Source organism: Streptomyces sp. NPDC050997, assembly GCF_040660135.1.
GTDB lineage: Bacteria > Actinomycetota > Actinomycetes > Streptomycetales > Streptomycetaceae > Streptomyces.
Window position 1 is genome coordinate 89,751 of sequence record NZ_JBFAGK010000015.1, and the last position, 21,824, is coordinate 111,574.

Here is a 21,824-nt window from a genome sequence, read left to right on the forward strand (position 1 = left end):
CCACTTCGGCCACGACCCACGGACGAGACGAGCAGCCCCACCGGCCCATCAGACCCATCGGGCCCCTACGGAGGTACGGATGCCGCGGACGGACCCGGAAGGCCACGGCCCCGTCCGTTTCGGGCCACCGCTTCCCGAGGACGGGCTGCCCGTGCTGCCCGAGCTGTCCGCCGTACTCGCCGCCGCGGCCGACCGCCCGGGCAGCGAACCCGTCGGCGGCGGGCCCGCCCTGCTGGACGCCGCCCGCGGCTACTGGGACCGGCGCGGCCTGTCCACCGGGCCCGACCGGGTGGCCGCCGCTCCCGGCGCCCCCGCCCTGCTGCTCGCGCTGACCGCCGCGCTCGGCGGTGACGTCCTGGTGCCGCGGCCGTGCGCCGCCTGGTGGGCGCCGTACGCACGTCTGCTGGGACGCCCCGTCTTCCATGTGCCGACCCCGGCCGAGTGCGGCGGTGTCCCGGACCCGTACGCCCTCCTGGAGACCGTGCGCCGGGTGCGGGCCGAGGGCGGCGACCCGCGGCTGCTCGTGCTGTCCGTCGCCGACGACCCCACCGCCACGGTCGCCCCGCCCGAACTGCTGTACGAGACCGTGGAGGCCGCCGTCGGTGAGGGCCTGCGCCTGGTCAGCGACGAGACCTGGCGGGACACCCTCCACGACCCACACGCCACCGTGCTGCTCAGCCCGGCCGAGATGCTGCCCGAGCAGGTGACCATCGTCACCGACCTGGCCGGTGCGCTGCTACCGACCGGCTGGCCGGCCGCCGTCGCGCGCTTCCCCGCGGGCGAGGCGGACGCAGACGGCCTCCACGCGCGCGTGCTCGACATCCTCACCGCGCTCGGCGCCCGCGTCGCATCACCCGTGGCCGCCGCGGCCGCGTACGCCCTCGAAGAACCCGAACCGGTCACCGCACGCCTGAGGACCGCCGTACGGCTGCACGCGCGCGTGGCCGCCGCCGCGCACACCGCCGTCGTCACCGCGGGCGCCGTCGCCCGGCCCCCGCAGGCCGGCCGTCACCTCTACGTCGACCTCGGTCCGCTGCGGCCCGCGCTCGGCGCGCACGGCGTGGGCGACGCCCAGGAACTGGAGGACTTCCTCACCGCCCGGCTCGGCATGCCCGCGCCCGGCGGCCACCGCTTCGGCGACGACCTCGGGGCGCTGCGCGTGCGGCTGTCCACCGGTCCGCTGCTGGGCGGGGGTACGCACGACGAGCGCGCGGAATGCCTCGATGCCCCCGCGCCGTTGGAACTGCCACATGTGCAACGCGCGTTGACCCTTCTGGAATCGGTCTTCGACGATCTCCGCGATGACGCTCAGCGATGGGAGCCTCCTCGATGACGCAGCAGTCCGATTCGACCGCGAGCATGTCCACCCGGGAAGCCGGTGCTCCGGCGGCCTCACCCCCTTTCGCGCCACCCGTCGCGCCCAGACCGCTGGGCGAGCGCAGGGTGTGGCCGCGGACCTTCCACGACCGGCTGACCGCCCCGCTGCCCGGCCTCAAGTCCATGGCCCGCTTCGCCCGCGAGGGCTCCATCCGCCCCGGCCGTGAAGGCCTCGCCGACATCCCCCGGCTGCCCTTCGACCCGGGGCCGCCGCCCCGGGTGGACGCCCGCACGGTCGCCGTGTCCTGGGCGGGGCACGCCAGTTGGGTCGTGCAGATCGGCGGGCTGACCGTCCTCACCGACCCGGTCTGGTCCCGCCGCATCCTCGGCACCCCGGCCCGCATCACCCCGGTCGGCATCGCCTGGAGCGAACTGCCGCCTGTCGACGCGGTCGTCATCAGCCACAACCACTACGACCACCTGGACGCGCCCACACTGCGCCGACTCCCGCGCGAGACCCCGGTGTTCGTCCCCGCCGGACTCGGCCGCTGGTTCCACCGCCGCCGGTTCACCAACGTCACCGAGCTGGACTGGTGGGAGGCGGCCGAACTGGGCGGAGTCCGCTTCGACTTCGTCCCCTCCCACCACTGGTCCAAGCGCAGCCTCACCGACACCTGCCGCAGCCTGTGGGGTGGCTGGGTCCTCACCGCCACGGACGGCAAGCGCGTCTACTTCGCGGGCGACACCGGGTACGGCCACTGGTTCGCCCGCATCGGACAGCGCTATCCCGGCATCGACCTCGCCCTGCTGCCGATCGGCGCCTACGACCCCCGCTGGTGGCTCAGCGACGTCCACTGCGACCCGGAGGAAGCGGTCCGCGCCGCGCAGGACCTCGAGGCACGCCGGATGGCGCCCATGCACTGGGCGACGTTCGTACTGTCGGCGGAACCGGTACTGGAGCCGCTCACCCGGGCCCGAGCGGCCTGGGAAAAGGCGGGCCTGGCCCGCGAGAACCTGTGGGACCTGCCGGTGGGCGGGTCCCGGGTCCTCGGCTAGGCCGTTGCCGGCCGAAGGGTCCTGGGCCTTCAGCTGGGCCGTTGCCGGCCGGCGGGTTTCGGGGGTGCGATCAGGCCTTCGAGGGTCGGCGGACCCTGGAACCTCGCGCAGCCTTCACGGGCCGACGGGTCCTGAGTCCGCGGGCAGGCCTTGGCGGGCCGGCGGGTCCCGTGCCCTCGGTCACGCCTTGGCGGGCCGACGGGTCCCGTGCTGTCGGGCAGGCCTTGGCGGGCCGGCGGGTCCCGTGTTCTCGGCCAGGCCTTCGCGGGTCGGCGGGTCCTGAGTCCGGGGTCAGGCCTCGGCGGGCCGACGGGTCCCGTGCCCTCGGTCACGCCTTGGCGGGCCGGTCGGTCCCGTGCCCTTGGTCAGGCGTTCACGGGCCGACGGGTCCTGAGTCCGCGGGCAGGCCTTCACACGCTGGCGGGTCCCGTGTTCTCGGTCAGGCCTTCGCCGGGCGGCGGATTCTCTTCCACACGCTCGGCGCCGTGCTGATCAGCACGGTCAGCGCGATCGCCGCGACCACGCCCTCCCAGGGTTCGCGGAACAGTGAGCCGCCGAGGATCCCGATCACCTGATACGTGACCGCCCAGGCCAGGCACGCCGGCAGGTTCCCGCGGGCGAACCTCCGCATCGGCCACTCGGCCATCAGGCAGGCCAGCATCACCGGGATCCTCCCGGCCGGCACCAGCCGGGACAGCACCAGTACCGCCACCCCGTGGTCGGTGAGCTTCTCCTGCGCCTGAGCGAGCCGCTCCTCCGGCGCGCGCGAACGGATCGCCTCCAGCCAGCGCGAGCCGTTCTTCGACTTCATGCCGCGCCGCCCCAGCCAGTACAGGGCCATGTCACCCAGGAACGCGGCCGTCGACGCCGTCACGAACAGCAGCGCCAGCGTGAGCGGATCCGCCTGGTGGAAGGCCACCACGGCCGCCGAACTCACCAGCGCCCCGGTCGGAATCACCGGCACCAGCGCCCCGATCAGCACCAGCAGGAACAGCGACGGATACCCGAGCGCCTGCTGTGTGGACGCGGTCGGCAGGGCCGTCGGGACGGCGGCGAACCAGCTCACCGGGAGACCCCCAGCCGTATGCTCTCCCCGTGCGCGAGCCGGTACACGGCCACCTGCGGCGCGTGCGCGGCCGCGAGGCGGACGAACTCGTCGCCCGGCGTGTGGAACTCGTGCGGGCGCACGGCGTCCATCCCGATCGGCCAGTACGTGCCGTAGTGCACCGGCACCGCGCTGCGCGGCGCGAGCCGGGCCAGCGCCTCCGCGGCCCGCCCCGCGTCCAGATGCCCCTCGCCGAGGTACGGTCCCCAGCCGCCCACCGGCAGCAGCGCCACGTCGACCGGCCCGACCTCCTTCGCCATCTCGTCGAAGAGGCCGGTGTCGCCGGCGAAGTAGGTGCGGGCCTCACCCTCGACGACGTAGCCGAGGGCGGGGGAGCGGTGCGGCCCGAGCGGCAGCCGCCGCCCGTCGTGCCGGGCAGGCACGACCCGCATCACCAGGTCGCCGACCCGGATCTGGTCCCCGGGCGCCACCTCGCTCAGCCGGAGATGGGTGAGCCGGCGCAGCCCCGGTACCGCCCGTGGTGCGCCCCGGGGCACGAGCAGGCGCGTGCCCGGTGCCAGCCGCGCCAGCGACGGGACGTGCAGATGGTCGGCGTGCAGATGGGAGACCAGCGCCACGTCGGCCTGCCAGGCGTCCGGCGGGGGCAGCGCGCCGCGACGGCGTCGCAGATGCGCCAGCCGCATGGCGAACAAGGGATCGGTGAGCACGCGGACGTTCGAGTCCGTGACCGTGCAGGTGGCGTGACCCCACCAGGTGATCTCCACCGGCACCCCTTTGCCTCCTTCGCGCGACTCCCCCGAAGCCTACGGGCAGGAGTATGGTCGGCGGCGCAACCCGGAGGTGAGGGGGACTCCATGGGACAGGTGCGCGGTGCTCTCGGCACGCCTCCACCGCTGCGCGTCACGGCCATCGCCAGCCTGACGCCGCTGGAGGAGCTCGACGACGACCCCTTCCTGGTGGACTCCCGCAGCCAGCACGCGATGTGCGCCCGCTGGGCCGCCGAGCGCGGCCACGTCGTCACCCGGGAACTCCTCGTGTGCGCGCTGCGCCCCGACCACGACGTCCTGTGGGAGGGCGTGCGGCCCGGCCGGGACCTGTTCGTCGCGCCGAGCCTGCGGGTGCTGCGCAGCGCGCTGTCGTCGGTGGACGAGTTCACCGCCGAGTGCGCCCGGCGCGGAGTGCGGGTGGAGACCGTCGGCCACGCGGAACCCTCGTACGACGCCCAGATGAAGGCCCGGGTGCACCGGCGGCTGTCGATGCCGACGGCCGGGTACGACGGGCGCTAGTGCCGTAGGGCCCTGCTCCGGAAAACCGGTATGACAGGCTTGGCTCAGGGCCCGCACCGGCGACGGGCTGGGACGTGAGGTGTGCGGGGCGTGCGATCAGAGCGTTGGCGACGGGTCGCGAGTCAGGTCGGGCGGAGCGTCGCGGTGTGGATCGTCTCCACCCTCACGATGCTGGTCCTGGCGGGCATCCTGCCGGACTTCCGGCTCCAGTCCGCGCACGATGACAGCGCCACCCATATCGCCGTCACCGCCGCGTTCGGCGCCGGCGCCTTCGGCCTCCTGTCGGCTCTCGTCTGGCCCCTTCTCATACGGCTGATGCTGCTGGTGCCCGCCTTCGTGCTCGGGCTGCTGGTGTTCTTCCTCAACGGCGCGCTGCTCCTGCTCGCGCTGCGTCTGAACCCCACCGAGCAGGGCGACGCCGCTCCGGAGACCGCGGTCGTGGTGGCCGCCGTGATGTCCGCCGTCGCCTCCGCGACCGGCGCCGCGCTGACCGTCCGCGACGACGACGCCTACCGGAGCCGTCTGTACCGCCTCGCCGACCGCCGTCGCGGATCCGGCCCGACCTGCCCCTCCACTCAAGGCACCGTCTTCGTCCAGCTCGACGGGGTCGGCCACGACCTGCTGCTCGACGCCGTCGGCAAGGGGCTGATGCCCACCGTCGCCCGCTGGCTGGCCACCGGCATCGGCGTCGGCGTCGGTACCGGACGCGGCCCCACCCATCGGCTCACCCCGTGGCGCACCGACTGGTCCAGCCAGACCGGCGCCAGCCAACTCGGCATCCTGCACGGCAGCAACCACGACATCCCCGCCTTCCGCTGGTACGAGAAGGACCGCGAGGAGGTGATGGTCTGCAACCGCCCGACCAGCGCCGCCGAACTCCAGCGCCGCGCCATCGAGGCCACCGGCGACACCGGACTGCTCACCCTCGACGGGGCCAGCCGCGGCAACCTGTTCTCCGGGGGCGCCGAAGAACAGGCCCTCGTACTGTCCATAGCCGCCCGCCGGCGCAGCCGCGAGACCCGCTCCAGGGCGGGCTACTTCGCCTACTTCTCCGACCCGGCCAACGCGGTGCGCACCGCCATGTCCTTCGTCGCCGAGGTCGGCCGCGAGATCGGCCAGTCCACCCGGGCCCGCGCGCGCAAGGTCCGGCCCCGGGTGGGGCGCGGCGGCCTCTACCCGCTCATCCGCGCGTTCGCGACCGTCGTCGAACGCGATGTCGTCGTCGCCGCGGTGATGGGCGACATGCTCGCCGGACGTACCGCCGTCTACGCCGACCTCGTCGCGTACGACGAGGTGGCCCACCACTCCGGGCCGATCAGCCGGGACGCCGAGAAGGTCCTCGAACGCCTCGACCGCTCCCTCGCCCTGATCCAGAACGTCGCCGAGCACGCCCCTCGCCCGTACCGGATCGTGGTGCTGTCCGACCATGGACAGAGCCCCGGCGAGACCTTCCGCACCCGCTACGGCCTCACCCTCGGCGACCTGGTGCGGGCCGGTTCCGGGCTGCCCGTGCCGCGGCGGGCGCGGCGTACGCACAGCGGTGCCGAGGCCCGCGCGGCCGTGCGCGCCGCACTGCGCCGGCCGGTCGAGGAGCGCGCCGAGCAGTACCGGCCCTCCAGCCGCCGCTCGGAGCCCATCGTGCTGGCCTCCGGCAACCTGGGCCTGGTCTCCTTCCCGGACGTGCCGCACCGGATGAGCAAGGAGGAGATCGACGCCCGCCACCCCGCCCTGCTGTCGACCCTCGCCAACCATCCCGGCGTCGGTTTCCTGCTGGTGCGCAGCGAGGAGCACGGCGGGGTCGTCCTCGGTCCGTTCGGCGAGCAGATCCCGCTCGACGAACTCGACGAGAACCCCGGCCCGCTCGCCGACTTCGGGCCCGGCGCCGCCGACGCCGTCCGCCGCACCCACTCCTTCCCGCACACCGCCGACATCATGGTCAACTCCTGGTACGACCCGGCCGAGGGCGAGGTCCTCGCCTTCGAGGAGCAGATCGGCTCCCACGGCGGTCTCGGCGGCGCCCAGGCCAAGGCCTTCCTGCTGTCGCCGCTCGACCTGTCGGCACCCGTCGAGAACGGCGCGGAACTCGCCGGAGCCGAACACATCCACCACGTGCTGCGCCGCTGGCTCGAGGAGACGGACGGCCCCCAGGTCCCGCTGACCGAGCGCCAGGAACGACGAGCCGCCTGACCGCACGTCCCCGCCGGAAAACCAGGTGCGCCCCGGGCGGTGCCGCCGCTCGGGCTGGACCCGGACACCGCGGCGGCGCTCGGCGCACGGGTGGACCGGGCCCGGCTCGGCCTCACCGTCCCCCGCCGACCGACGCGCCCACACTGTTCGCATCGGAGGTCGCGCACCGACGCGCCCGCCGCTGCCGTGGGACGCCCGACTCGCCCGCTGGTTCGACGAGTTCGTGCCCCGCCCGGAGCCGGTACGGACCTACGCCCGTCCGGCACGCCGGCAGGCCGGCAGGCGGCCACCCCCGACATCCCCGCGCGGGACGGTACTTCCCGCCCGAGGAGATCGCCCGCCGCACCTTCGGCGTCGTCCTCGACACCTCCGGATCGTTGAACCGGGAACCGCTCGGCAAGGCGCTGGGCGCGATCGCGTCGTACGCCGAGGCCCGGGACGTACCGGCCGCGCGGGTCGTGTTCTGCGACGCGGCACCGCACGACGCCGGCTGTCTGCCCGTGACCGACATCGCGGGCCGGGTGCGGGTGCATGGCCGTGGCGGCACCGTGCCGCAACCGGGCATCGACCTGTTGCAGCGCGCGGGGGCCGGTCTTTCGCGTGCGCTGAGCCGGAGTGTGATCGGATGGTGCCGTAATCCCGTAACCGGGACCATATGAAAGGACTGACCGTGGCCACTACGCGCTCCGCACATACCGTCTGGGAAGGCAACCTGCTCGAGGGCAACGGCGTTGTCACCTTCGACTCCTCCGGCGCCATCGGCGAACAGCCGGTGACGTGGGCTGCCCGCACCCAGGAAGCGAACGGCAAGACCAGCCCCGAGGAGCTGATCGCGGCCGCCCACTCCAGCTGCTTCTCCATGGCGTTCTCGCACGCCCTCGCCGGGGCCGGCACCCCGCCCACCAAGCTCGTCACCTCCGCCGACGTCAACTTCCAGCCGGGCGAGGGGATCACCGGCATCCACCTCACCGTCGAGGGCACCGTGCCGGGCCTCGACGAGGACGGTTTCCTCGCCGCCGCCGAGCAGGCCAAGGTCAACTGCCCGGTCAGCCAGGCCCTGAAGGCCGTACCGATCACGCTGTCCGCGAAGCTCGCCTGACCGGCGCCCGGGACAGGACATCCGCCGGGACGCCCCGCACCGGGGCGTCCGGCGGGTGCGCCGGCCGGTGGTGCTCCCAGCCGGTGGGCGCGCCCCGCCGGTTCACCGACACCGACCCGGGTAAGTAGCTGACGGCGGCGGAAGGACGGGGCGGTGGAAGGACACAGCGGTGGCGGGAACCTCCAGCGGGACGACGGTGCTCGACTCCGCGACCCGTGAACTCACCCGCGTGGTCCTGCTGTTCAGCCTCGACGGCCGGGCCCGCCCGCGCAACACCGCGTCCGGCGTGCTGGTCGACCGGCTGGACTTCGGCCGTTTCGAACCCCATCTGAGGTCCAGCGAAGCGGTCCTGCCCGTGCCGGTCCTCACCGCGCGCCTGACCCCCGACGAACTGCGGCCGCCGCACGGCGACCACGGTCTCGCCCTCGCAGCCGCCGAACTCCTGGTCCTGGCCACCCCACGCGGCGATGTGACCCTCGTCGTGGACTGCGGCTTCGCCGCGGACACCGCGCCCGACGCCCTCGCCGCCTGGCTGGCGGACACCTGCTTCGACCGTCGGCGCATCCGGCTCGGCGAGCGGCCGCTGCTCGACGTGGTCAACGAACGGCTCGCCCTGCCGGACCCGCTCGCCTACGGTCAGAACGTCCACCAACTCGTCTTTCCCGGCGGGCGGTTGCAGCGTGACCTGCTGAGCGGGGACCTCGCCGACGCCACCCGCAGGCCCGCCCTGCTGAACGAGATCGTCTACCGCGGCCGGCTGCCCGCGCATCGCACGTCCGACGCCGAGGACACCCTGCCGCCCAACCTCAGGAACCACGGCGTCACGCTCTCCGCGCACGGCCGAGGAGTCTCCGTCCAGGCCGGCTGGGCCCCGCACGTCGAGAACGGCCTGATCCTGGTCGCCGTCGGCATGATCTCCGCCCTCGCCGTGCTCCAGCGCACCCGTCTCGCCGCCTTCGAGACCATGCGCGCCAACGAGCGGGCCCCCATGACGGACTCGCCGTACGAGGTCCGCTCCCTCATCTCCCGGCTGTCGGCCGGGGTGAACGAACTCCAGCTGGACCTGGCCTTCGGCGTCGAGGCGTACGTGGACAGCCTGCTGATCCCGGAGATGCTGATGGAGGCCTTCCAGTCCTCCCTGCGTGACACCCTCGGCATCCGCGACAGCCTGGAGAACTCCGCGCGCATGGTCGAGCGGCTGACCTCCGTCATCAGCGCCCGCTCCGCCGCCCTCGACGCCGAACTCGCCGAGCGCGACGACCGCCGTGACCGGACCGTCTCCGCCCTGGTCGCCGCGGCCACCCTGATCGCGCTGCCGCCGACCCTGCTGCTGACGTTCTTCGGGGTCAACGGCACGAACGTCCACTCCGACCGCTCCATCCTCGACCTCGGCACCTACGGCACGGCGTACGCGCTGGCCTGGCTTCCCTTCGTGGTCCTCGTCGTGATCGGATACGCCCTGCTCCGGAGGGTCAGCAGACGCTCCGGCTCCCTCCTGTCCCCGTCCGACGGCCGGCCCGCCCCGGTGCCCGCGCCCCGATCCCCGTCCGGGAGCTGACCCGCCGATGCCGCGACGACCCGCCGTGTCCGCACACCGGGGCGGATCCGAACACTCCGGCGCCGCCACCCGGGAGGCGTACGAGGACGCGATCCGCTCCGGCGCCGAGTACGTGGAGTTCGACATCCGGCGTACCGCGGACGGTGTCCTCGTCGTCTTCCACGACCCCCGGGTCGGACCCGCCGGCCCGCCCCTGTCGACGATCACCCACGCCGAGCTCTGCGAGCGGGCCGGATACGCCGTCCCGGTCGTGGAGGACGTCATGTCCCTGATCGCCGGGAAGCTGGCCGGGCACCTGGACCTCAAGGAGGTCGGGTACGAGCACGTGGTGATCGACCGCGCGATCGCGCTGCTCGGCGTCGACGGCTTCGTCGCCACCACCCTGGAGGATCGTTCCGTCGCCGCCATCGCGCGCGGCTTCCCCCGGGTGCGTACGGCCCTGTCGCTGGGCCGTGACCGCCGGGACATCGCTCCGGCCCGCCTCGCCGCCACCCGGCTGAGCGAGCTGCTGCCCATGCGGCGGGTCCGTGCCTGCGGAGCGGACGGGGTCGCCGTGCACCACCGGCTGGCCCGTGCGGGTGTGCTGCGCGAGGCGGCCCGGCACGGCCTGTTCAGCATGGTGTGGACGATCAACGAGGACCTCCCGATGCGGGCGTTCCTGGCCGACCCGCGGGTCGACGTCCTGGTCACCGACCGCCCTCGGCGCGCCCTCGCCCTGCGCGGCGGCCGGCACGACGAGCGCCCGGCGGGGTACCCATCGTCCTGATCCGGGGTATCTGTCCCTTGACAGGAGCCACCGATTGACAAGAGCGCACTCAGGTTTTCTGCTGGAGTGCGGAGGGTCGGCTCCCTGGTGCGGTGGAAGGGAACAGCGATGGGACGTGCGGTCGGAATCGATCTGGGGACCACGAACTCGGTGGTGGCCGTGTTGGAGGGCGGCGAACCCACTGTCGTCGCGAACGCGGAGGGCGCCAGGACCACCCCGTCGGTGGTGGCCTTCGCCAAGAACGGCGAGGTGCTCGTCGGGGAGGTCGCCAAGCGGCAGGCCGTGACGAACGTGGAGCGCACCGCGCGCTCGGTCAAGCGGCACATGGGCGAAACGAGCTGGCGCTTCCCGCAGGAAGGCTCGATCGACGGTACCCGCTACCGGGCGCAGGAGCTGTCCGCGCGGGTGCTGCAGAAGCTGAAGCGGGACGCCGAGTCCTACCTCGGCGAGGACGTCACCGACGCCGTGGTCACTGTGCCGGCGTACTTCGACGACAGTCAGCGGCAGGCCACCAAGGAGGCCGGGGACATCGCCGGTCTGAAGGTCCTGAGGATCATCAACGAGCCGACCGCCGCGGCCCTCGCCTACGGCCTCGACCGGGGCGAGGAGCAGACGGTCCTCGTCTTCGACCTCGGCGGCGGCACCTTCGACGTGTCATTGCTGGACATCGGCGAGGGGGTCATCGAGGTCAAGGCCACCAACGGTGACACGCACCTCGGCGGCGACGACTGGGACCAGCGGGTCGTCGAGCACCTCGTCAAACGCTTCAAGGGGCAGACCGGCATCGACCTGGGCAACGACAAGATGGCCCTGCAGCGGCTGCGCGAGGGCGCCGAGAAGGCCAAGATCGAGCTGTCCAGCTCCTCCGAGACGACGATCAACCTGCCCTACATCACCGCCTCCGCCGAGGGCCCGCTGCACCTCGACGAGAAGCTGACCCGCGCCCAGTTCCAGGAGCTCACCTCCGACCTCCTCGACCGTTGCAGGACCCCCTTCCACCAGGCGGTCAAGGACGCCGGCATCAAGCTCGCCGCGATCGACCACGTCATCCTCGTCGGCGGCTCGACCCGTATGCCCGCCGTCACCGACCTGGTCAAGGAACTCACCGGCAAGGACCCGCACAAGGGCGTCAACCCCGACGAGGTCGTCGCCGTCGGCGCGGCCCTCCAGGCCGGCGTCATCCGCGGCGACGTGAAGGACGTCCTGCTTCTCGACGTCACCCCGCTGTCCCTGGGCATCGAGACCAAGGGCGGCATCATGACGAAGCTCATCGAACGCAACACCACGATCCCCACCCGCCGTTCGGAGATCTTCACCACCGCCGCCGACAACCAGCCCTCGGTGGGCATCCAGGTCTACCAGGGCGAACGTGAGATCGCCGCGTACAACAAGAAGCTCGGCGTCTTCGACCTCACCGGCCTGCCGCCCGCCCCGCGCGGCGTCCCGCAGGTCGAGGTCGCCTTCGACATCGACGCGAACGGGATCATGCACGTCTCGGCGAAGGACCTCGCCACCGGCCGCGAACAGAAGATGACCGTCACCGGCGGCTCCGCCCTGCCCAAGGACGACATCGACCGCATGATGCGGGAGGCGGAGCAGTACGCCGAGGAGGACCGGGCACGCCGGGAGGCGGCGGAGACCCGCAACCAGGCCGAACAACTCGTCTACCAGACCGAGAAGTTCGTCCGCGAGAACGAGGACAAGGTCCCCGCCGAGACCCGGACCGAGGTCGAGTCGGCAGTCGCCGACGTCAGGCAGCTCCTGGAAGGTGACGCCGAGACCGACGCGCTGCGCACGGGCGTCGAGAAACTCGCCTCCGTCAGCCAGAAGATGGGCCAGGCCATGTACGCCCAGGCCCAGCAGACCCCGACGGAGGGCAGCTCCGAGGGCGCGCACAGCTCACCGCAGGACGAGGACGGCGTGGTCGACGCGGAGATCGTCGACGACGAGAAGGACCAGGACCGGAAGGACGGCGGTGCGGCCTGAGACCTGTCCGACGGGTGTGGTCAGGGGCGCGTCGTCCCGGTGGGCGCGGTCGGCAACGCGGCGCACACGGCGTCCAGGACGGTGGCGTACGGCGTGCCGAGGCCGGTGAGCCGGACGCGCAGTCGCTCCAGGCCGTCACGGTGCCCGGTGAGCAGGCCGGTGTCGCCGGTGCGGGCCGTGAACTCCAGTACCGAGGGCAGGAAGTCGGGCAGTTCCTCGCCGGCGAACTCCAGGCCGTGTTCCCGGTAGACCTCCTTGAAACGGTCCAGCGCCATGCCCCGCCGCCGGGCGTCCCCGCCCCGCCACCAGGTCAGATACAGGCTGTGCCGGTTCTCCGAGTCGAAGACCCGGACGTAGTGCGCGGCCAGTTCCGGCGCCGGAGTCACCGCCGCGTGGTCGGTGAACTCCCGCAGTTGCGGGGCCGCTTCACGCAACAGCGGCAGCCGGGCCCGGAAGTCGTCGTCCGGGTACGTCAGGCACAGCGCCGCCGCCTGGTACAGCACAGCGTCCGAGGGCATCGTGCCTCCTTGGCGTCCGTGGTCCGCCGCCGGAGCGGCGCGTGGACGTTCTCCACGCACCCCGTCCGCGGACCCACCTCGACCCGCGGGCAGCGGAGGGCGGCGTGGGCGGTGTCCCGGTGTCGGTCACGTGCGCTCCCTGGTGCCGTGGCAGGCGATGTTCGCCCGGGCTGCTTCGAACCTAGGGTGGGGCCGGGGAGCGCACCCGCTGACGGCGCCCGTACGGGTCAGGGCTTGCGGGCGACTCCCGCGTACACGGGGACGATGCCCTCCGCCTGCACCGCCACGTCCTGGGGCTCCGGCCGCCACCCGGAGACCGGGATCACGCCGGGGCCGAGGAGTTCCAGGCCGTCGAAGAACCGGGAGAACTCCGCCAGCGACCGCGGATGGAAGGGGGTGCCGGCGCGGCGGAAGTGCTCCGCGGCCCGCTCGATCGCCTCGGGGTTCAGATCCGGGGTGACCTGCGACAGGATCAGGTAGCTGCCCGGGACGAGCGCGGAGACGTACCGTTCGAGCAGGCCGTACACGTCGTCGCCGTCCGGATCGGTGCCCAGGTAGTGGGTGAGCGCGACCAGCGACAGGGCCACGGGCCGCGACAGGTCCAGGTTCGCGGAGGCCAGACGCAGGATGGTGTCCGGGTCGCGGACATCGGCGTGCACATACGTCGTGGTGCCCTCGGCGGTGCTCTGTAACAGCGCCTCCGCGTGCCGGAGCACGATCGGGTCGTTGTCCGCGTACACGACCTTCGACTCCGGGGCGACCCCCTGCGCGACCTGGTGCAGGTTCGGCTCGGTGGGAATGCCCGTGCCGATGTCCAGGAACTGGCGTGTCCCGGCCTCGGCGGCGACCCTGGTCGCCCGCTGCATGAACCGGCGGTTGGCCCGCGCCCCGCGCAGCACCGTGCTGTCCACGGCCAGGATCTTCCGGGCCAGGTCCTCGTCCACCGGGTAGTTGTCCTTGCCACCCAGCCACCAGTCGTACACCCGGGCAGGATGCGGCCGGCTGGTGTCGATGCGGACGGGCTCGGTGTCGGATCCGGTCATGGGGTACCTCTCCATGCACAGTCGGGCCGCTCGTGCGGCATCAGAAGTCCTCGCGGCGTTCCCGCAGGAGCTGCTTCGTGCGCTCCGCCGACGCCGCCCGCGCCGACATGTGGTCCAGGACCTCCAGATGCGCGGCGACCTCCTTGCGGGAGTCCAGGTAGAGGGCGCCGGTGAGGTACTCGGTGAACACCATGTCGGGCAGTTCCGGCTCGGCGAAGCGGAACAGGGAGAACGGCGCGTACGTACCCGGGTGCGGGCCCTGCTCGAACTCCGCGACCTGGAGGGTGATCCGGTCGCGTTCCACGAGCTGGAGGAGCCTGTCCAGCTGGTCGCGCATGACCTCGCCGTGGATGCTCACCGGCCGGAGCAGCGCCGTCTCGTCCATGATCACCCACAGCCGCGGCGGGTCCGGCCGCTCCAGCAGCTCCTGCCGCGCCATCCGCAGCGACACATGCCGGTCGATCGTTCCCGGCCCCGTCTGCCCGATCGTCCCCGCCTCCAGTACGGCGCGCGCGTAGTCCTCGGTCTGCAGCAGACCCGGCACGAAGTGCGGCTCGTAGGAGCGGATGATCCCGGCGGCGCCCTCCAGGCTCACGTACATGCTGAACCACTCAGGCAGCACGTCGTGGAACCGCTGCCACCAGCCCGGCTGGTTGGCCTCCTCGGCCAGCGCCACGAACGCGACCGCCTCGTCCTCGGCGACGCCGTAGGTCTCCAACAGCACCTGCACGTACGGGATCTTGAGCGCGACGTCGGCCATCTCCATCCGCCGTACGGTCGCGGGGGCCACCCGCAGCGCCTGCGCGGCCTCCTCGCGTTTGAGGCCGGCCGCCTCCCGCAGTTCCTGCAGACGCCTGCCGAGCACCACCTGACCCACGGTGGGCGCCGGACGCCGCTCACTCACGCCACGCCTCCCCTACGCGTCGAAGTTCGGATGCAGTGTGTCATGCTCCGCCGCCGGTCTCATCAGTCCCTCCGGGCCGAAACCGAGGCACACGCCACACGGGTACCGACTTGCGGCGGCGTGGCCCATTACTTCCGGGGTAATCGACGCTCCCCACGGCGCGCGGGATCGTGGTGACACCGGATTCCGGGCCGGCGCACTCCGGTCCGGAATCCGGGTTCCAGCCGCCCCGACCGACCTCGACGGAGGGTGATTCGTCATGTCCGCGACCCAACTCGCCGCGCTCGCCCGGACCTTCGACCCGCACACTGCGCTGCGCCGCTTCCTCGCCCTGGACGCGGCGGTGACCGGTGTGAACGGGCTCGCCTACCTCGCCGCCGCCGGCCCGCTCGGCCGTTTCCTCGGCGCCGACTCCGAACTGCTGCTCGTCCTCGGGGCGTTCCTCACGGTGTACGCGGCGGCCGTCGGCCTGCTCGCCGCCCGCTCCCGCCCGGCCGCGCCACTGGTCCGGGGTGTCGTCGAGGCCAACCTCGCCTGGGCGGCGCTGAGTTTCGCCGCCCTCGGCCTGTGGCTGTCGCCCACCACGGCGGGCGCGGTGTGGACGGTGCTCCAAGCGCTCACCGTGGGCGTGTTCGCCCTCCTCCAGCACGTTGCTCTGAGGAGGCGTCAGGACAGCAGTGAGTGAAGGTACTTGACCGTCGCCGGGTCGGCCGGGAGCAGCGTCTCGATGGCCAGCTCGGCGACGGTCACGTCCATCGGGGTGTTGAAGGTGGAGATGGAGGAGACGAACGAGAGTGTCCGTCCCTCGTGCTCGATCCGCATCGGCAACGCGAAATAGGCGACGGGCTCGTCCGGTTGACCGGTCTCGTCGTCCTTGTCCGGCACCGGGTAGGCGGACACCTCGTCGTACAGCGCCCGCAGCCGTTCCGAACGCCGCAGGGCGATCTGCCGCCCCATCTGCGCGAGCAGATGCCCGCGCCATTCACGGAGGTTGCGGATCCGCGGCGCCAGGCCTTCCGGGTGGAGGGTCAGTCGCATCGCGTTCAGCGGCGGGGCGAGCAGGGACTCCGGGATCCCGTCCAGCAGCATCAGGATGCCCCGGTTGGCCGCGACGACGTTGTACATCGCGTCGACCACGAGCGCCGGGTAGGGCTCGTAGCCCTGGATGAGGCGCTCCATGCCCTCGCGCAGGGACCGCAGTGCCGGGTCGTCCAGCGGGGTCTCGGGGTAGTGGGGCGCGTACCCGGCCGCCAGCAGCAGCGCGTTGCGCTCCCGGACGGGCACCTCCAGGTGCTCGGCCAGCCTGAGCACCATCTCCTCGCTCGGCCGGGAACGGCCCGTCTCGATGAAGCTGACATGCCGGGCCGAGGAGTCCGCCCGCAACGCCAACTCCAGCTGACTGACCCGCCGTTCCTCCCGCCAGGCCCGCAGCAGCGGGCCGACGCCCCGGTCCGTGGGTGCGGTGCCGGGCGCGGGGTCCTCGGACGCGACGATGGTCATACGGACGACCGTAGCCGAGGAACGGTCGCCAGGCGCCGAGTCACCGGCAGCCGGGGAAGTGTGCGCCCGCGTGAGCTGGAGCGCCACCCCGGCCACGAGGAGGTCCCGCCCGTGCCGCGGCCGGGCCGCAGAGGAGGCCCCCGACGTCGGCGTGTACCGCGCCCTCGCCGAGCCCCGGGTCAATGAGGGGCCCTGCCGCTGTCCGCCGACCACTGCGGCGACAGCGACTCCACCGGCTCCCTCTGCGGCAGCTTGCCGGGCGCCCGGCAAGGCGACCTCGCGACTGGCGGTACCCCCGCTGGGGGAGTGTCCGCTGGGGAAGTGTCCGCTCCTGACCATCGGGAACCCGTCTGACCAGGGCCGAAGCAGCCCAGCTGTGGCAGGCTGAAGAGGCACCCGGAATTCAGGAAGGAGCGAGGCCATGCCCGTGGAACCGCTGTCGCAGAAGGAGATCGAGGACCGGCTCGCGGAACTGCCCGGCTGGTCGGTCGACGGCGACCGCCTCACCCGGTCCTACCGGCTCGGCACGCACTTCGCCGCGACCGCGTTGGTCGTCCACATCGCCCAGGTCCAGGAGGAGCTCGACCACCACTCCGACCTCACCCTCGGCTACAACAGGGTGTCCCTGAGCGTGAACACGCACAGCGTGGGCGGCGCCGTGACCGAGCTGGACTTCGAGCTCGCCCGCAAGGTGCAGGAGCTCGCCCCCGCCCACGGCGCCCATTGACGCCGGTGCTGGACTACGACAAGGAGGCCGCCGCCTACGACGTCACCCGCGGCGGCGAGCCCAGAGCCGCTGCGGCCGCCGACACCGTGCTCGGCCTGATCCCCGACCGCGCCCACCGGCTCCTCGACGTCGCCTGCGGCACCGGGATCGTGACCCGGCGGTTCGCCGCGGCCCGCCCCGGCCTACGGGTCGCGGGCGTGGACCTGACGTACGCGATGGCCCGGACGGCCGCCGAACGCCTGCCCGGGGCGATCGTCCTGGCGGACGGCCGGCGGCTGCCGTTCCCCGACCGGAGCTTCGACGCCGTCTCCAGCGTCTGGCTGCTGCACCTGCTCGGCACGGCCGACGACGTGCGGACCGTCGTCGCCGAGTGTGCCCGGGTGCTGCGGCCCGGCGGCGCCTACGTCACCACCGTCGACAAGGCCGCCGCGCACGACGTGGGCAGCGACATCGACGCCGTGCTCGCCCAGCGCCCGCGCGGGCCGGCCCAGGACGCCACCGACGCCGTGGTGTCGTGCGCGGTCGCCTGTGGACTGGACCCGGTCGGCCGGGCCCGCTTCCCCGGCCTCGGTCAGGGTCGCAGCCCCCGCAGTGCGGTCGCGGACCTGCGGCGCGGCTGGTTCAGCCGGCTCCCGCCCGGCGACCCCCTGGCCGAACGGTTCGCCGCGCGTCTGTCGACCCTCCCCGACCAGGACCGGCCGCGCGCCGACCCGGTGTTCAGGGTGCTGGGGTTCCGGAAGCCCGACCGAAGTCCATGACCCAGTTGGTCACCCACGTCTCCCCGCCGTCCACCGAGAAGGCCTGTTCCCAGCGTGCCGTGATGTCGGAGATCCCCGACCACACGAACCGCACCCGCACCTCCTTCCCGTCGTGCGTGTCGTCGCCGTGGAACTCGCCGCGCTCGCCCTCGAAACGGCCGGTCACCGGCGGGAACAGTCTTCCGCTGCGGCTGGACGACCAGTTCAGCGACCACTGCTCGGTCTCCCGGTCGTAGAGCCGCAGCGTCAGCCCCTTCCACCCCTGGCTCGGCACGTCCAGCTCGTCGATGTTCGCGGCCCCGTCGAACAGGCTCCAGCAGCGGCTGGTGGCCCAGAACTCCTCCCAACCGCTGTCCGGGTCGAGGAAGTCGGTGCGGCGGCGGTGGCGGACCTCCCACTCGCCGTGGAAGAAGTCGAAGTCGTGCGGGCCGCTCATCAGCGGTCTCCAGTCGTTCCGGCGGGCAGTGAGTCGCTCAAGTAGGCGTCGAGGTCCGGGACTTGGGGAGCGAGCAGATGCCGTACCCAGGCGTCTCGTTCGTGCAGGATCGGCGGCAGTTCCCAGACGCAGCCGATCCACGGCAGGTCGGGCCGGACGAAGTGGGTGGGGTCGCGGTCCGGGCAGCCGAGGACCGGCTGGCCCGCCGACGCGCCCCGGAAGTGCAGGACGTTGTCCCACACCCAGCTGTACGCGTTCAGATAGGCGCCGTCGTCACCGCCCCGGTGCAGCACGACGAAGGTCGCGGGCGGAGTTCCGTCCGGCTCCGGCAGCAGCTCCGGAAGGATCGCGTAGGCCGCCTTCTCCACGTCCGGCGCGATGCCGTCCGGGTCCGCGGTGACGTGGTAGCGCTTGATGTGCCGACCGGCTACCTCGATCGGTGGCGGCACGGTCAGCAGTTTCTCCTTGAAGGCCATGGACGGGACCGTACGGCCGCTTCACTGACATCTTGTGTCAGTGAAGTCGGGCATCCTGAGACCGTGAAATCGGCCCGACTCGTCTCGATCCTGCTGCTCCTCCAGACCCGCGGCCGGATGACCGCCGCCCAGCTCGCCGAGGAACTGGAGGTGTCGGTCCGCACGGTCTACCGGGACGTGGAGGCGCTCGGCACGGCCGGTGTCCCGCTGTACGGCGACGCGGGCCACGCCGGCGGCTACCGGCTTCTCGACGGCTACCGCACCCGCCTCACCGGCCTGACCGCGGGCGAGGCCGAGGCGCTCTTCCTCGCCGGTGCCCCCGGTCCCGCCGCCGAGCTGGGCCTCGGGTCCGTCCTGGCCGCCGCCCAGCTCAAGGTCCGGGCCGCGCTGCCGCCGGAACTGCGCGCCCACGCCGACCGGGTCGGCGGCCGCTTCCACCTCGACGCGCCCGGCTGGTACGCGCGGGCCGAGGAGACGCCGTTCCTGCCGGCGGTCGCCGACGCCGTGTGGAACAACCGGGTCCTGCGTGTCGGGTACCGCCGTTGGCGCGAACCCACCGATGTGGAACGCCGGTTGGAGCCGTACGGACTCGTGCTGAAGGCGGGCCGCTGGTACGTGGTCGCCGGCCCGGGCCCGCGCACCTTTCGCGTCGATCAGATCCTCCGACTCGTGGCCTCGGAGGGTGAGTTCACGCGCCCCGACGGCTTCGACCTGGCCGCCTACTGGACCGCCTACCAGCGTGACTTCCATGACCGGCTGTATCGGGCCGAGGCGGTGGTACGCCTGGCACCGGGCGTGACGCTCCCGATGGCCGGGAGGGTGAACGGCCGTACCGAGCAGGACGGTTGGACCGAGCAGGACGGTTGGACCGTCGTCACCGTCCCCATCGAGTCCGTCGATCACGCGCACGCCGAGTTCCTGCGTCTGGGCACCGGCGTCGAGGTCCTCCATCCGCCCGAGCTGCGTGAGCGGATCGCCCGGACGGTCGCCGAATTGGCCGGAAGGTACGGCAACCCGGCCGGACACGGCGACGACTGACAGGGAACGGAACCCGTCCGTCCCCCCAGGAGGTTCGTCCCGTGCAGCACCCGCAGCCGCACCCGCACCCGCACCCCCAGCCGCCCCCACTCTCCGAACTCTCCGAACCGCGTTCGCGTGGGCACCGCAGACGCCGTGTGCTCCTCTGCGCGCTGACCGCCACCACGGCCCTGGTCGGCGCCGGACTCACCACGCTCGCCACCCCCGACACCTCCCCCACGCTCGAACTGACTCGCGCGGGAGGGGCCCCCATGGCGGCCACCGCCCGCCAGGTCGAGAAGCTCGACCGCGGTGTGGTCAGCGTGCACACCGACAGCGGCAACCTGGTCAGCTGGCGCTGGCTCGGCACCGACCCCGGCGACGTCTCCTTCAACGTCTACCGGGCGGGCACGAAGGTCAACTCCACGCCGATCACGGGCTCGACGAACTACTTCCACTCCGGCGCCCCCGCCCAGGCCGACTACACGGTCCGCGCGGTCGTCGGCGGTGTGGAGCAGGCCGACTCCGTACACGCGGTCCAACTGCGCACCGGCTACAAGGACGTTCCCATCTCCCCGCCGGCCGGCGGCACCACCCCCGACGGCGTCGCCTACACCTACGCGGCCAACGACGCCTCCGTCGCCGACCTCGACGGTGACGGCGCCCTCGACTTCGTCCTCAAGTGGCAGCCCACCAACGCCAAGGACAACTCGCAGTCCGGCTACACCGGCAACACGATCGTCGACGGCGTCAAGCTCGACGGCACCCGCCTGTGGCGCGTCGACCTGGGCCGCAACATCCGCTCCGGCGCCCACTACACACAGTTCCAGGCGTACGACTACGACGGCGACGGCAAGGCCGAGGTCGCCATGAAGACCGCCGACGGCACGGTCGACGGCACCGGCGCGGTCATCGGCAGCTCGTCCGCCGACTACCGCAACTCCAGCGGCTATGTGCTCTCCGGCCCCGAGTACCTGACGATGTTCAACGGCCAGACCGGCAAGGCGATGCAGAGCGTCGACTACGTCCCGGCCCGCGGCACGGTCTCCTCCTGGGGCGACTCGTACGGCAACCGCGTGGACCGCTTCCTCGCCGGCACCGCCTATCTGGACGGCGCCCGCCCCTCCCTGATCATGGCCCGCGGGTACTACACCCGCACGGTCATCGCGGCCTGGGACTGGCGGGGCGGCGCCTTCACCCGCCGCTGGACCTTCGACACCAACTCCTCCACCAACACCGGCAAGGGCTACGACGGTCAGGGCTCGCACAGCCTCTCCGTCGGGGACGTCGACGGCGACGGCAAGGACGAGATCGTCTACGGCGCGATGGCGGTCGACGACAACGGAAACGGCCTGTGGACGACGAAGACCGGGCACGGCGACGCCCAGCACCTCGGCGACCTCGACCCGTCGCACGCCGGCCTGGAGTACTTCAAGGTCTCGGAGTCGACCAGCCAGCCCGCCGAGTTGTACATCAACCCGGCGAACGGCACGGTCGACTGGAAGCTGGCCGCCTGCTGCGACAACGGCCGTGGAGTCGCCGGTGACATCTGGGCGGGCAACGACGGAGCCGAGGTCTGGTCGGCCTCCGACACCTCGATCCGCGACGAGGCGGGCGCGACGAAGGGCCGCGAACCGTCCTCGGTCAACTTCCTCTCCTGGTGGGACGGCGACCCCGTCCGCGAACTCCTCGACACCACCCACATCGACAAGTACGGCACCTCGGGCGACACCCGCCTGCTGACCGGGGCCGACGTCCACTCCAACAACAGCACCAAGGCGACCCCGTCCCTGTCCGGGGACATCCTCGGCGACTGGCGCGAGGAGGTCGTGTGGCCGACGTCGAACGACACGGCCCTGCGCGTGTACTCCACGCCGATCGAGACCGGCACCAAAATCACGACCCTGCTGCACGACACGATGTACCGCACGGCACTGGCCTGGCAGAACACCGCCTACAACCAGCCCCCGCACCCGAGCTTCTTCATCGGCAACGGCATGGCGACCGCGCCCCGGCCGACGGTGTACACCCCGTGAGCTGCGGAAACATTCATAATCGATCTTAAGAAGAGGCGGCCTTCCGGCAAGTTCGGAGGGCCGCCGGTCGGGTCCACCCAGGACAGCG

General features: G+C 72.4%; 21 protein-coding genes and 1 pseudogene. 14 read left to right on the forward strand and 8 right to left on the reverse strand.

Going from position 1 to position 21,824, the window contains the following annotated elements:
- The first annotated feature begins 79 nt into the window (after positions 1–79).
- Both AB0H86_RS29630 and AB0H86_RS29635 read left to right on the forward strand, forming a co-directional pair.
- Complete coding sequence (locus AB0H86_RS29630; RefSeq protein WP_362445316.1) at positions 80–1,333, forward strand: aminotransferase class I/II-fold pyridoxal phosphate-dependent enzyme; 1,254 nt, start codon at positions 80–82, stop codon at positions 1,331–1,333.
- Complete coding sequence (locus AB0H86_RS29635) at positions 1,330–2,373, forward strand: MBL fold metallo-hydrolase (RefSeq protein WP_362445319.1); 1,044 nt, start codon at positions 1,330–1,332, stop codon at positions 2,371–2,373. Before AB0H86_RS29630 ends, AB0H86_RS29635 begins: the two co-directional genes overlap by 4 nt.
- 439 nt (positions 2,374–2,812) lie before the next feature.
- Here the strand turns inward: AB0H86_RS29635 and AB0H86_RS29640 are convergent, their stop codons facing one another.
- Both AB0H86_RS29640 and AB0H86_RS29645 read right to left on the reverse strand, forming a co-directional pair.
- Positions 2,813–3,439 carry a VTT domain-containing protein gene (locus tag AB0H86_RS29640; protein ID WP_362445322.1) on the reverse strand — a complete coding sequence of 209 codons (627 nt, stop codon included), beginning with the start codon at positions 3,437–3,439 and terminating at the stop codon, positions 2,813–2,815.
- The gene (locus tag AB0H86_RS29645; RefSeq protein ID WP_362445325.1) at positions 3,436–4,209 is read right to left on the reverse strand and encodes an MBL fold metallo-hydrolase; all 774 of its coding nucleotides are present in this window, start codon (positions 4,207–4,209) and stop codon (positions 3,436–3,438) included. The genes AB0H86_RS29640 and AB0H86_RS29645 overlap by 4 nt, the downstream gene beginning before the upstream one ends.
- An 84-nt stretch (positions 4,210–4,293) precedes the next feature.
- Here AB0H86_RS29645 and AB0H86_RS29650 point away from each other — a divergent pair, with 84 nt between their 5' ends.
- From AB0H86_RS29650 to dnaK, 7 genes and pseudogenes are all read left to right on the forward strand, one after another.
- The gene (locus tag AB0H86_RS29650) at positions 4,294–4,725 is read left to right on the forward strand and encodes a hypothetical protein (RefSeq protein ID WP_362445328.1); all 432 of its coding nucleotides are present in this window, start codon (positions 4,294–4,296) and stop codon (positions 4,723–4,725) included.
- A gap of 81 nt (positions 4,726–4,806) precedes the next feature.
- Positions 4,807–6,912, forward strand: coding sequence for a phage holin family protein (locus tag AB0H86_RS29655; protein WP_362445331.1), 2,106 nt, complete (start codon positions 4,807–4,809; stop codon positions 6,910–6,912).
- Between the two features lie 169 nt (positions 6,913–7,081).
- A pseudogene (locus AB0H86_RS29660) lies at positions 7,082–7,496 on the forward strand (hypothetical protein); the annotation flags it as partial.
- Positions 7,497–7,582: 86 nt separating this feature from the next.
- Positions 7,583–8,011, forward strand: a complete 429-nt coding sequence (locus AB0H86_RS29665; protein WP_362445334.1) for an OsmC family protein — start codon at positions 7,583–7,585, stop codon at positions 8,009–8,011.
- A 169-nt stretch (positions 8,012–8,180) separates the two neighbouring features.
- Positions 8,181–9,569, forward strand: coding sequence for a hypothetical protein (locus AB0H86_RS29670; protein WP_362445337.1), 1,389 nt, complete (start codon positions 8,181–8,183; stop codon positions 9,567–9,569).
- Positions 9,570–9,576: 7 nt separating this feature from the next.
- Positions 9,577–10,335 carry a glycerophosphodiester phosphodiesterase family protein gene (locus AB0H86_RS29675; RefSeq protein ID WP_362445339.1) on the forward strand — a complete coding sequence of 253 codons (759 nt, stop codon included), beginning with the start codon at positions 9,577–9,579 and terminating at the stop codon, positions 10,333–10,335.
- Between the two features lie 108 nt (positions 10,336–10,443).
- The gene (gene dnaK, locus AB0H86_RS29680) at positions 10,444–12,321 is read left to right on the forward strand and encodes a molecular chaperone DnaK (protein WP_362445343.1); all 1,878 of its coding nucleotides are present in this window, start codon (positions 10,444–10,446) and stop codon (positions 12,319–12,321) included.
- Between the two features lie 20 nt (positions 12,322–12,341).
- On the opposite strand, the gene narJ is transcribed toward dnaK, so the two are convergent.
- From narJ to AB0H86_RS29695, 3 genes are all read right to left on the reverse strand, one after another.
- Complete coding sequence (gene narJ, locus AB0H86_RS29685) at positions 12,342–12,839, reverse strand: nitrate reductase molybdenum cofactor assembly chaperone (RefSeq protein WP_362445346.1); 498 nt, start codon at positions 12,837–12,839, stop codon at positions 12,342–12,344.
- A gap of 227 nt (positions 12,840–13,066) precedes the next feature.
- On the reverse strand, positions 13,067–13,882 hold the full coding sequence (locus tag AB0H86_RS29690; protein ID WP_362445349.1) for an SAM-dependent methyltransferase: 816 nt from the start codon (positions 13,880–13,882) through the stop codon (positions 13,067–13,069).
- Positions 13,883–13,922: 40 nt separating this feature from the next.
- Positions 13,923–14,786 carry a helix-turn-helix transcriptional regulator gene (locus AB0H86_RS29695; protein ID WP_362445352.1) on the reverse strand — a complete coding sequence of 288 codons (864 nt, stop codon included), beginning with the start codon at positions 14,784–14,786 and terminating at the stop codon, positions 13,923–13,925.
- Positions 14,787–15,045: 259 nt separating this feature from the next.
- Between AB0H86_RS29695 and AB0H86_RS29700 the strand changes: the two genes are divergently transcribed.
- Positions 15,046–15,471: a hypothetical protein gene (locus AB0H86_RS29700; protein ID WP_362445355.1), complete on the forward strand. Its 426-nt coding sequence runs from the start codon at positions 15,046–15,048 to the stop codon at positions 15,469–15,471.
- Here AB0H86_RS29700 and AB0H86_RS29705 read toward each other — a convergent pair.
- The gene (locus AB0H86_RS29705) at positions 15,453–16,286 is read right to left on the reverse strand and encodes a helix-turn-helix transcriptional regulator (protein WP_362445358.1); all 834 of its coding nucleotides are present in this window, start codon (positions 16,284–16,286) and stop codon (positions 15,453–15,455) included. The two genes, AB0H86_RS29700 and AB0H86_RS29705, sit on opposite strands and share 19 nt — an antisense overlap.
- A 421-nt stretch (positions 16,287–16,707) precedes the next feature.
- On the opposite strand from AB0H86_RS29705, the gene AB0H86_RS29710 reads away from it, so the two are divergent.
- Positions 16,708–17,013, forward strand: coding sequence for a 4a-hydroxytetrahydrobiopterin dehydratase (locus tag AB0H86_RS29710; protein WP_362445361.1), 306 nt, complete (start codon positions 16,708–16,710; stop codon positions 17,011–17,013).
- A gap of 5 nt (positions 17,014–17,018) precedes the next feature.
- The gene (locus tag AB0H86_RS29715; protein WP_362445364.1) at positions 17,019–17,771 is read left to right on the forward strand and encodes a class I SAM-dependent methyltransferase; all 753 of its coding nucleotides are present in this window, start codon (positions 17,019–17,021) and stop codon (positions 17,769–17,771) included.
- Here AB0H86_RS29715 and AB0H86_RS29720 read toward each other — a convergent pair.
- Together AB0H86_RS29720 and AB0H86_RS29725 are read right to left on the reverse strand one after the other, a co-directional pair.
- Entirely contained in the window at positions 17,731–18,207 is a 477-nt protein-coding gene (locus AB0H86_RS29720) for a hypothetical protein (protein WP_362445367.1), read from the reverse strand. The genes AB0H86_RS29715 and AB0H86_RS29720 overlap by 41 nt on opposite strands.
- On the reverse strand, positions 18,207–18,683 hold the full coding sequence (locus tag AB0H86_RS29725) for a hypothetical protein (protein WP_362445370.1): 477 nt from the start codon (positions 18,681–18,683) through the stop codon (positions 18,207–18,209). The genes AB0H86_RS29720 and AB0H86_RS29725 overlap by 1 nt, the downstream gene beginning before the upstream one ends.
- Before the next feature lie 63 nt (positions 18,684–18,746).
- On the opposite strand from AB0H86_RS29725, the gene AB0H86_RS29730 reads away from it, so the two are divergent.
- A complete protein-coding gene (locus tag AB0H86_RS29730) occupies positions 18,747–19,721 on the forward strand; it encodes a YafY family protein (RefSeq protein WP_362445373.1) in 975 nt (324 codons plus the stop codon).
- A gap of 251 nt (positions 19,722–19,972) precedes the next feature.
- Positions 19,973–21,736: a rhamnogalacturonan lyase gene (locus tag AB0H86_RS29735; RefSeq protein ID WP_362445640.1), complete on the forward strand. Its 1,764-nt coding sequence runs from the start codon at positions 19,973–19,975 to the stop codon at positions 21,734–21,736.
- The last annotated feature ends 88 nt before the right edge of the window (positions 21,737–21,824 follow it).

Excerpts from the sequence above, each read along its gene's own strand:
- AB0H86_RS29690 (WP_362445349.1), bottom strand. The coding sequence starts at position 13,882 with ATGACCGGATCCGACACCGAGCCCGTCCGCATCGACACCAGCCGGCCG.
- AB0H86_RS29650 (WP_362445328.1), top strand. The coding sequence starts at position 4,294 with ATGGGACAGGTGCGCGGTGCTCTCGGCACGCCTCCACCGCTGCGCGTC.
- AB0H86_RS29710 (WP_362445361.1), top strand. The coding sequence starts at position 16,708 with ATGCCCGTGGAACCGCTGTCGCAGAAGGAGATCGAGGACCGGCTCGCG.
- AB0H86_RS29705 (WP_362445358.1), bottom strand. The coding sequence starts at position 16,286 with ATGACCATCGTCGCGTCCGAGGACCCCGCGCCCGGCACCGCACCCACG.
- AB0H86_RS29700 (WP_362445355.1), top strand. The coding sequence starts at position 15,046 with ATGTCCGCGACCCAACTCGCCGCGCTCGCCCGGACCTTCGACCCGCAC.
- AB0H86_RS29675 (WP_362445339.1), top strand. The coding sequence starts at position 9,577 with ATGCCGCGACGACCCGCCGTGTCCGCACACCGGGGCGGATCCGAACAC.
- AB0H86_RS29735 (WP_362445640.1), top strand. The coding sequence starts at position 19,973 with ATGGCGGCCACCGCCCGCCAGGTCGAGAAGCTCGACCGCGGTGTGGTC.
- AB0H86_RS29635 (WP_362445319.1), top strand. The coding sequence starts at position 1,330 with ATGACGCAGCAGTCCGATTCGACCGCGAGCATGTCCACCCGGGAAGCC.
- AB0H86_RS29630 (WP_362445316.1), top strand. The coding sequence starts at position 80 with ATGCCGCGGACGGACCCGGAAGGCCACGGCCCCGTCCGTTTCGGGCCA.
- dnaK (WP_362445343.1), top strand. The coding sequence starts at position 10,444 with ATGGGACGTGCGGTCGGAATCGATCTGGGGACCACGAACTCGGTGGTG.
- AB0H86_RS29725 (WP_362445370.1), bottom strand. The coding sequence starts at position 18,683 with ATGGCCTTCAAGGAGAAACTGCTGACCGTGCCGCCACCGATCGAGGTA.
- AB0H86_RS29720 (WP_362445367.1), bottom strand. The coding sequence starts at position 18,207 with ATGAGCGGCCCGCACGACTTCGACTTCTTCCACGGCGAGTGGGAGGTC.
- narJ (WP_362445346.1), bottom strand. The coding sequence starts at position 12,839 with ATGCCCTCGGACGCTGTGCTGTACCAGGCGGCGGCGCTGTGCCTGACG.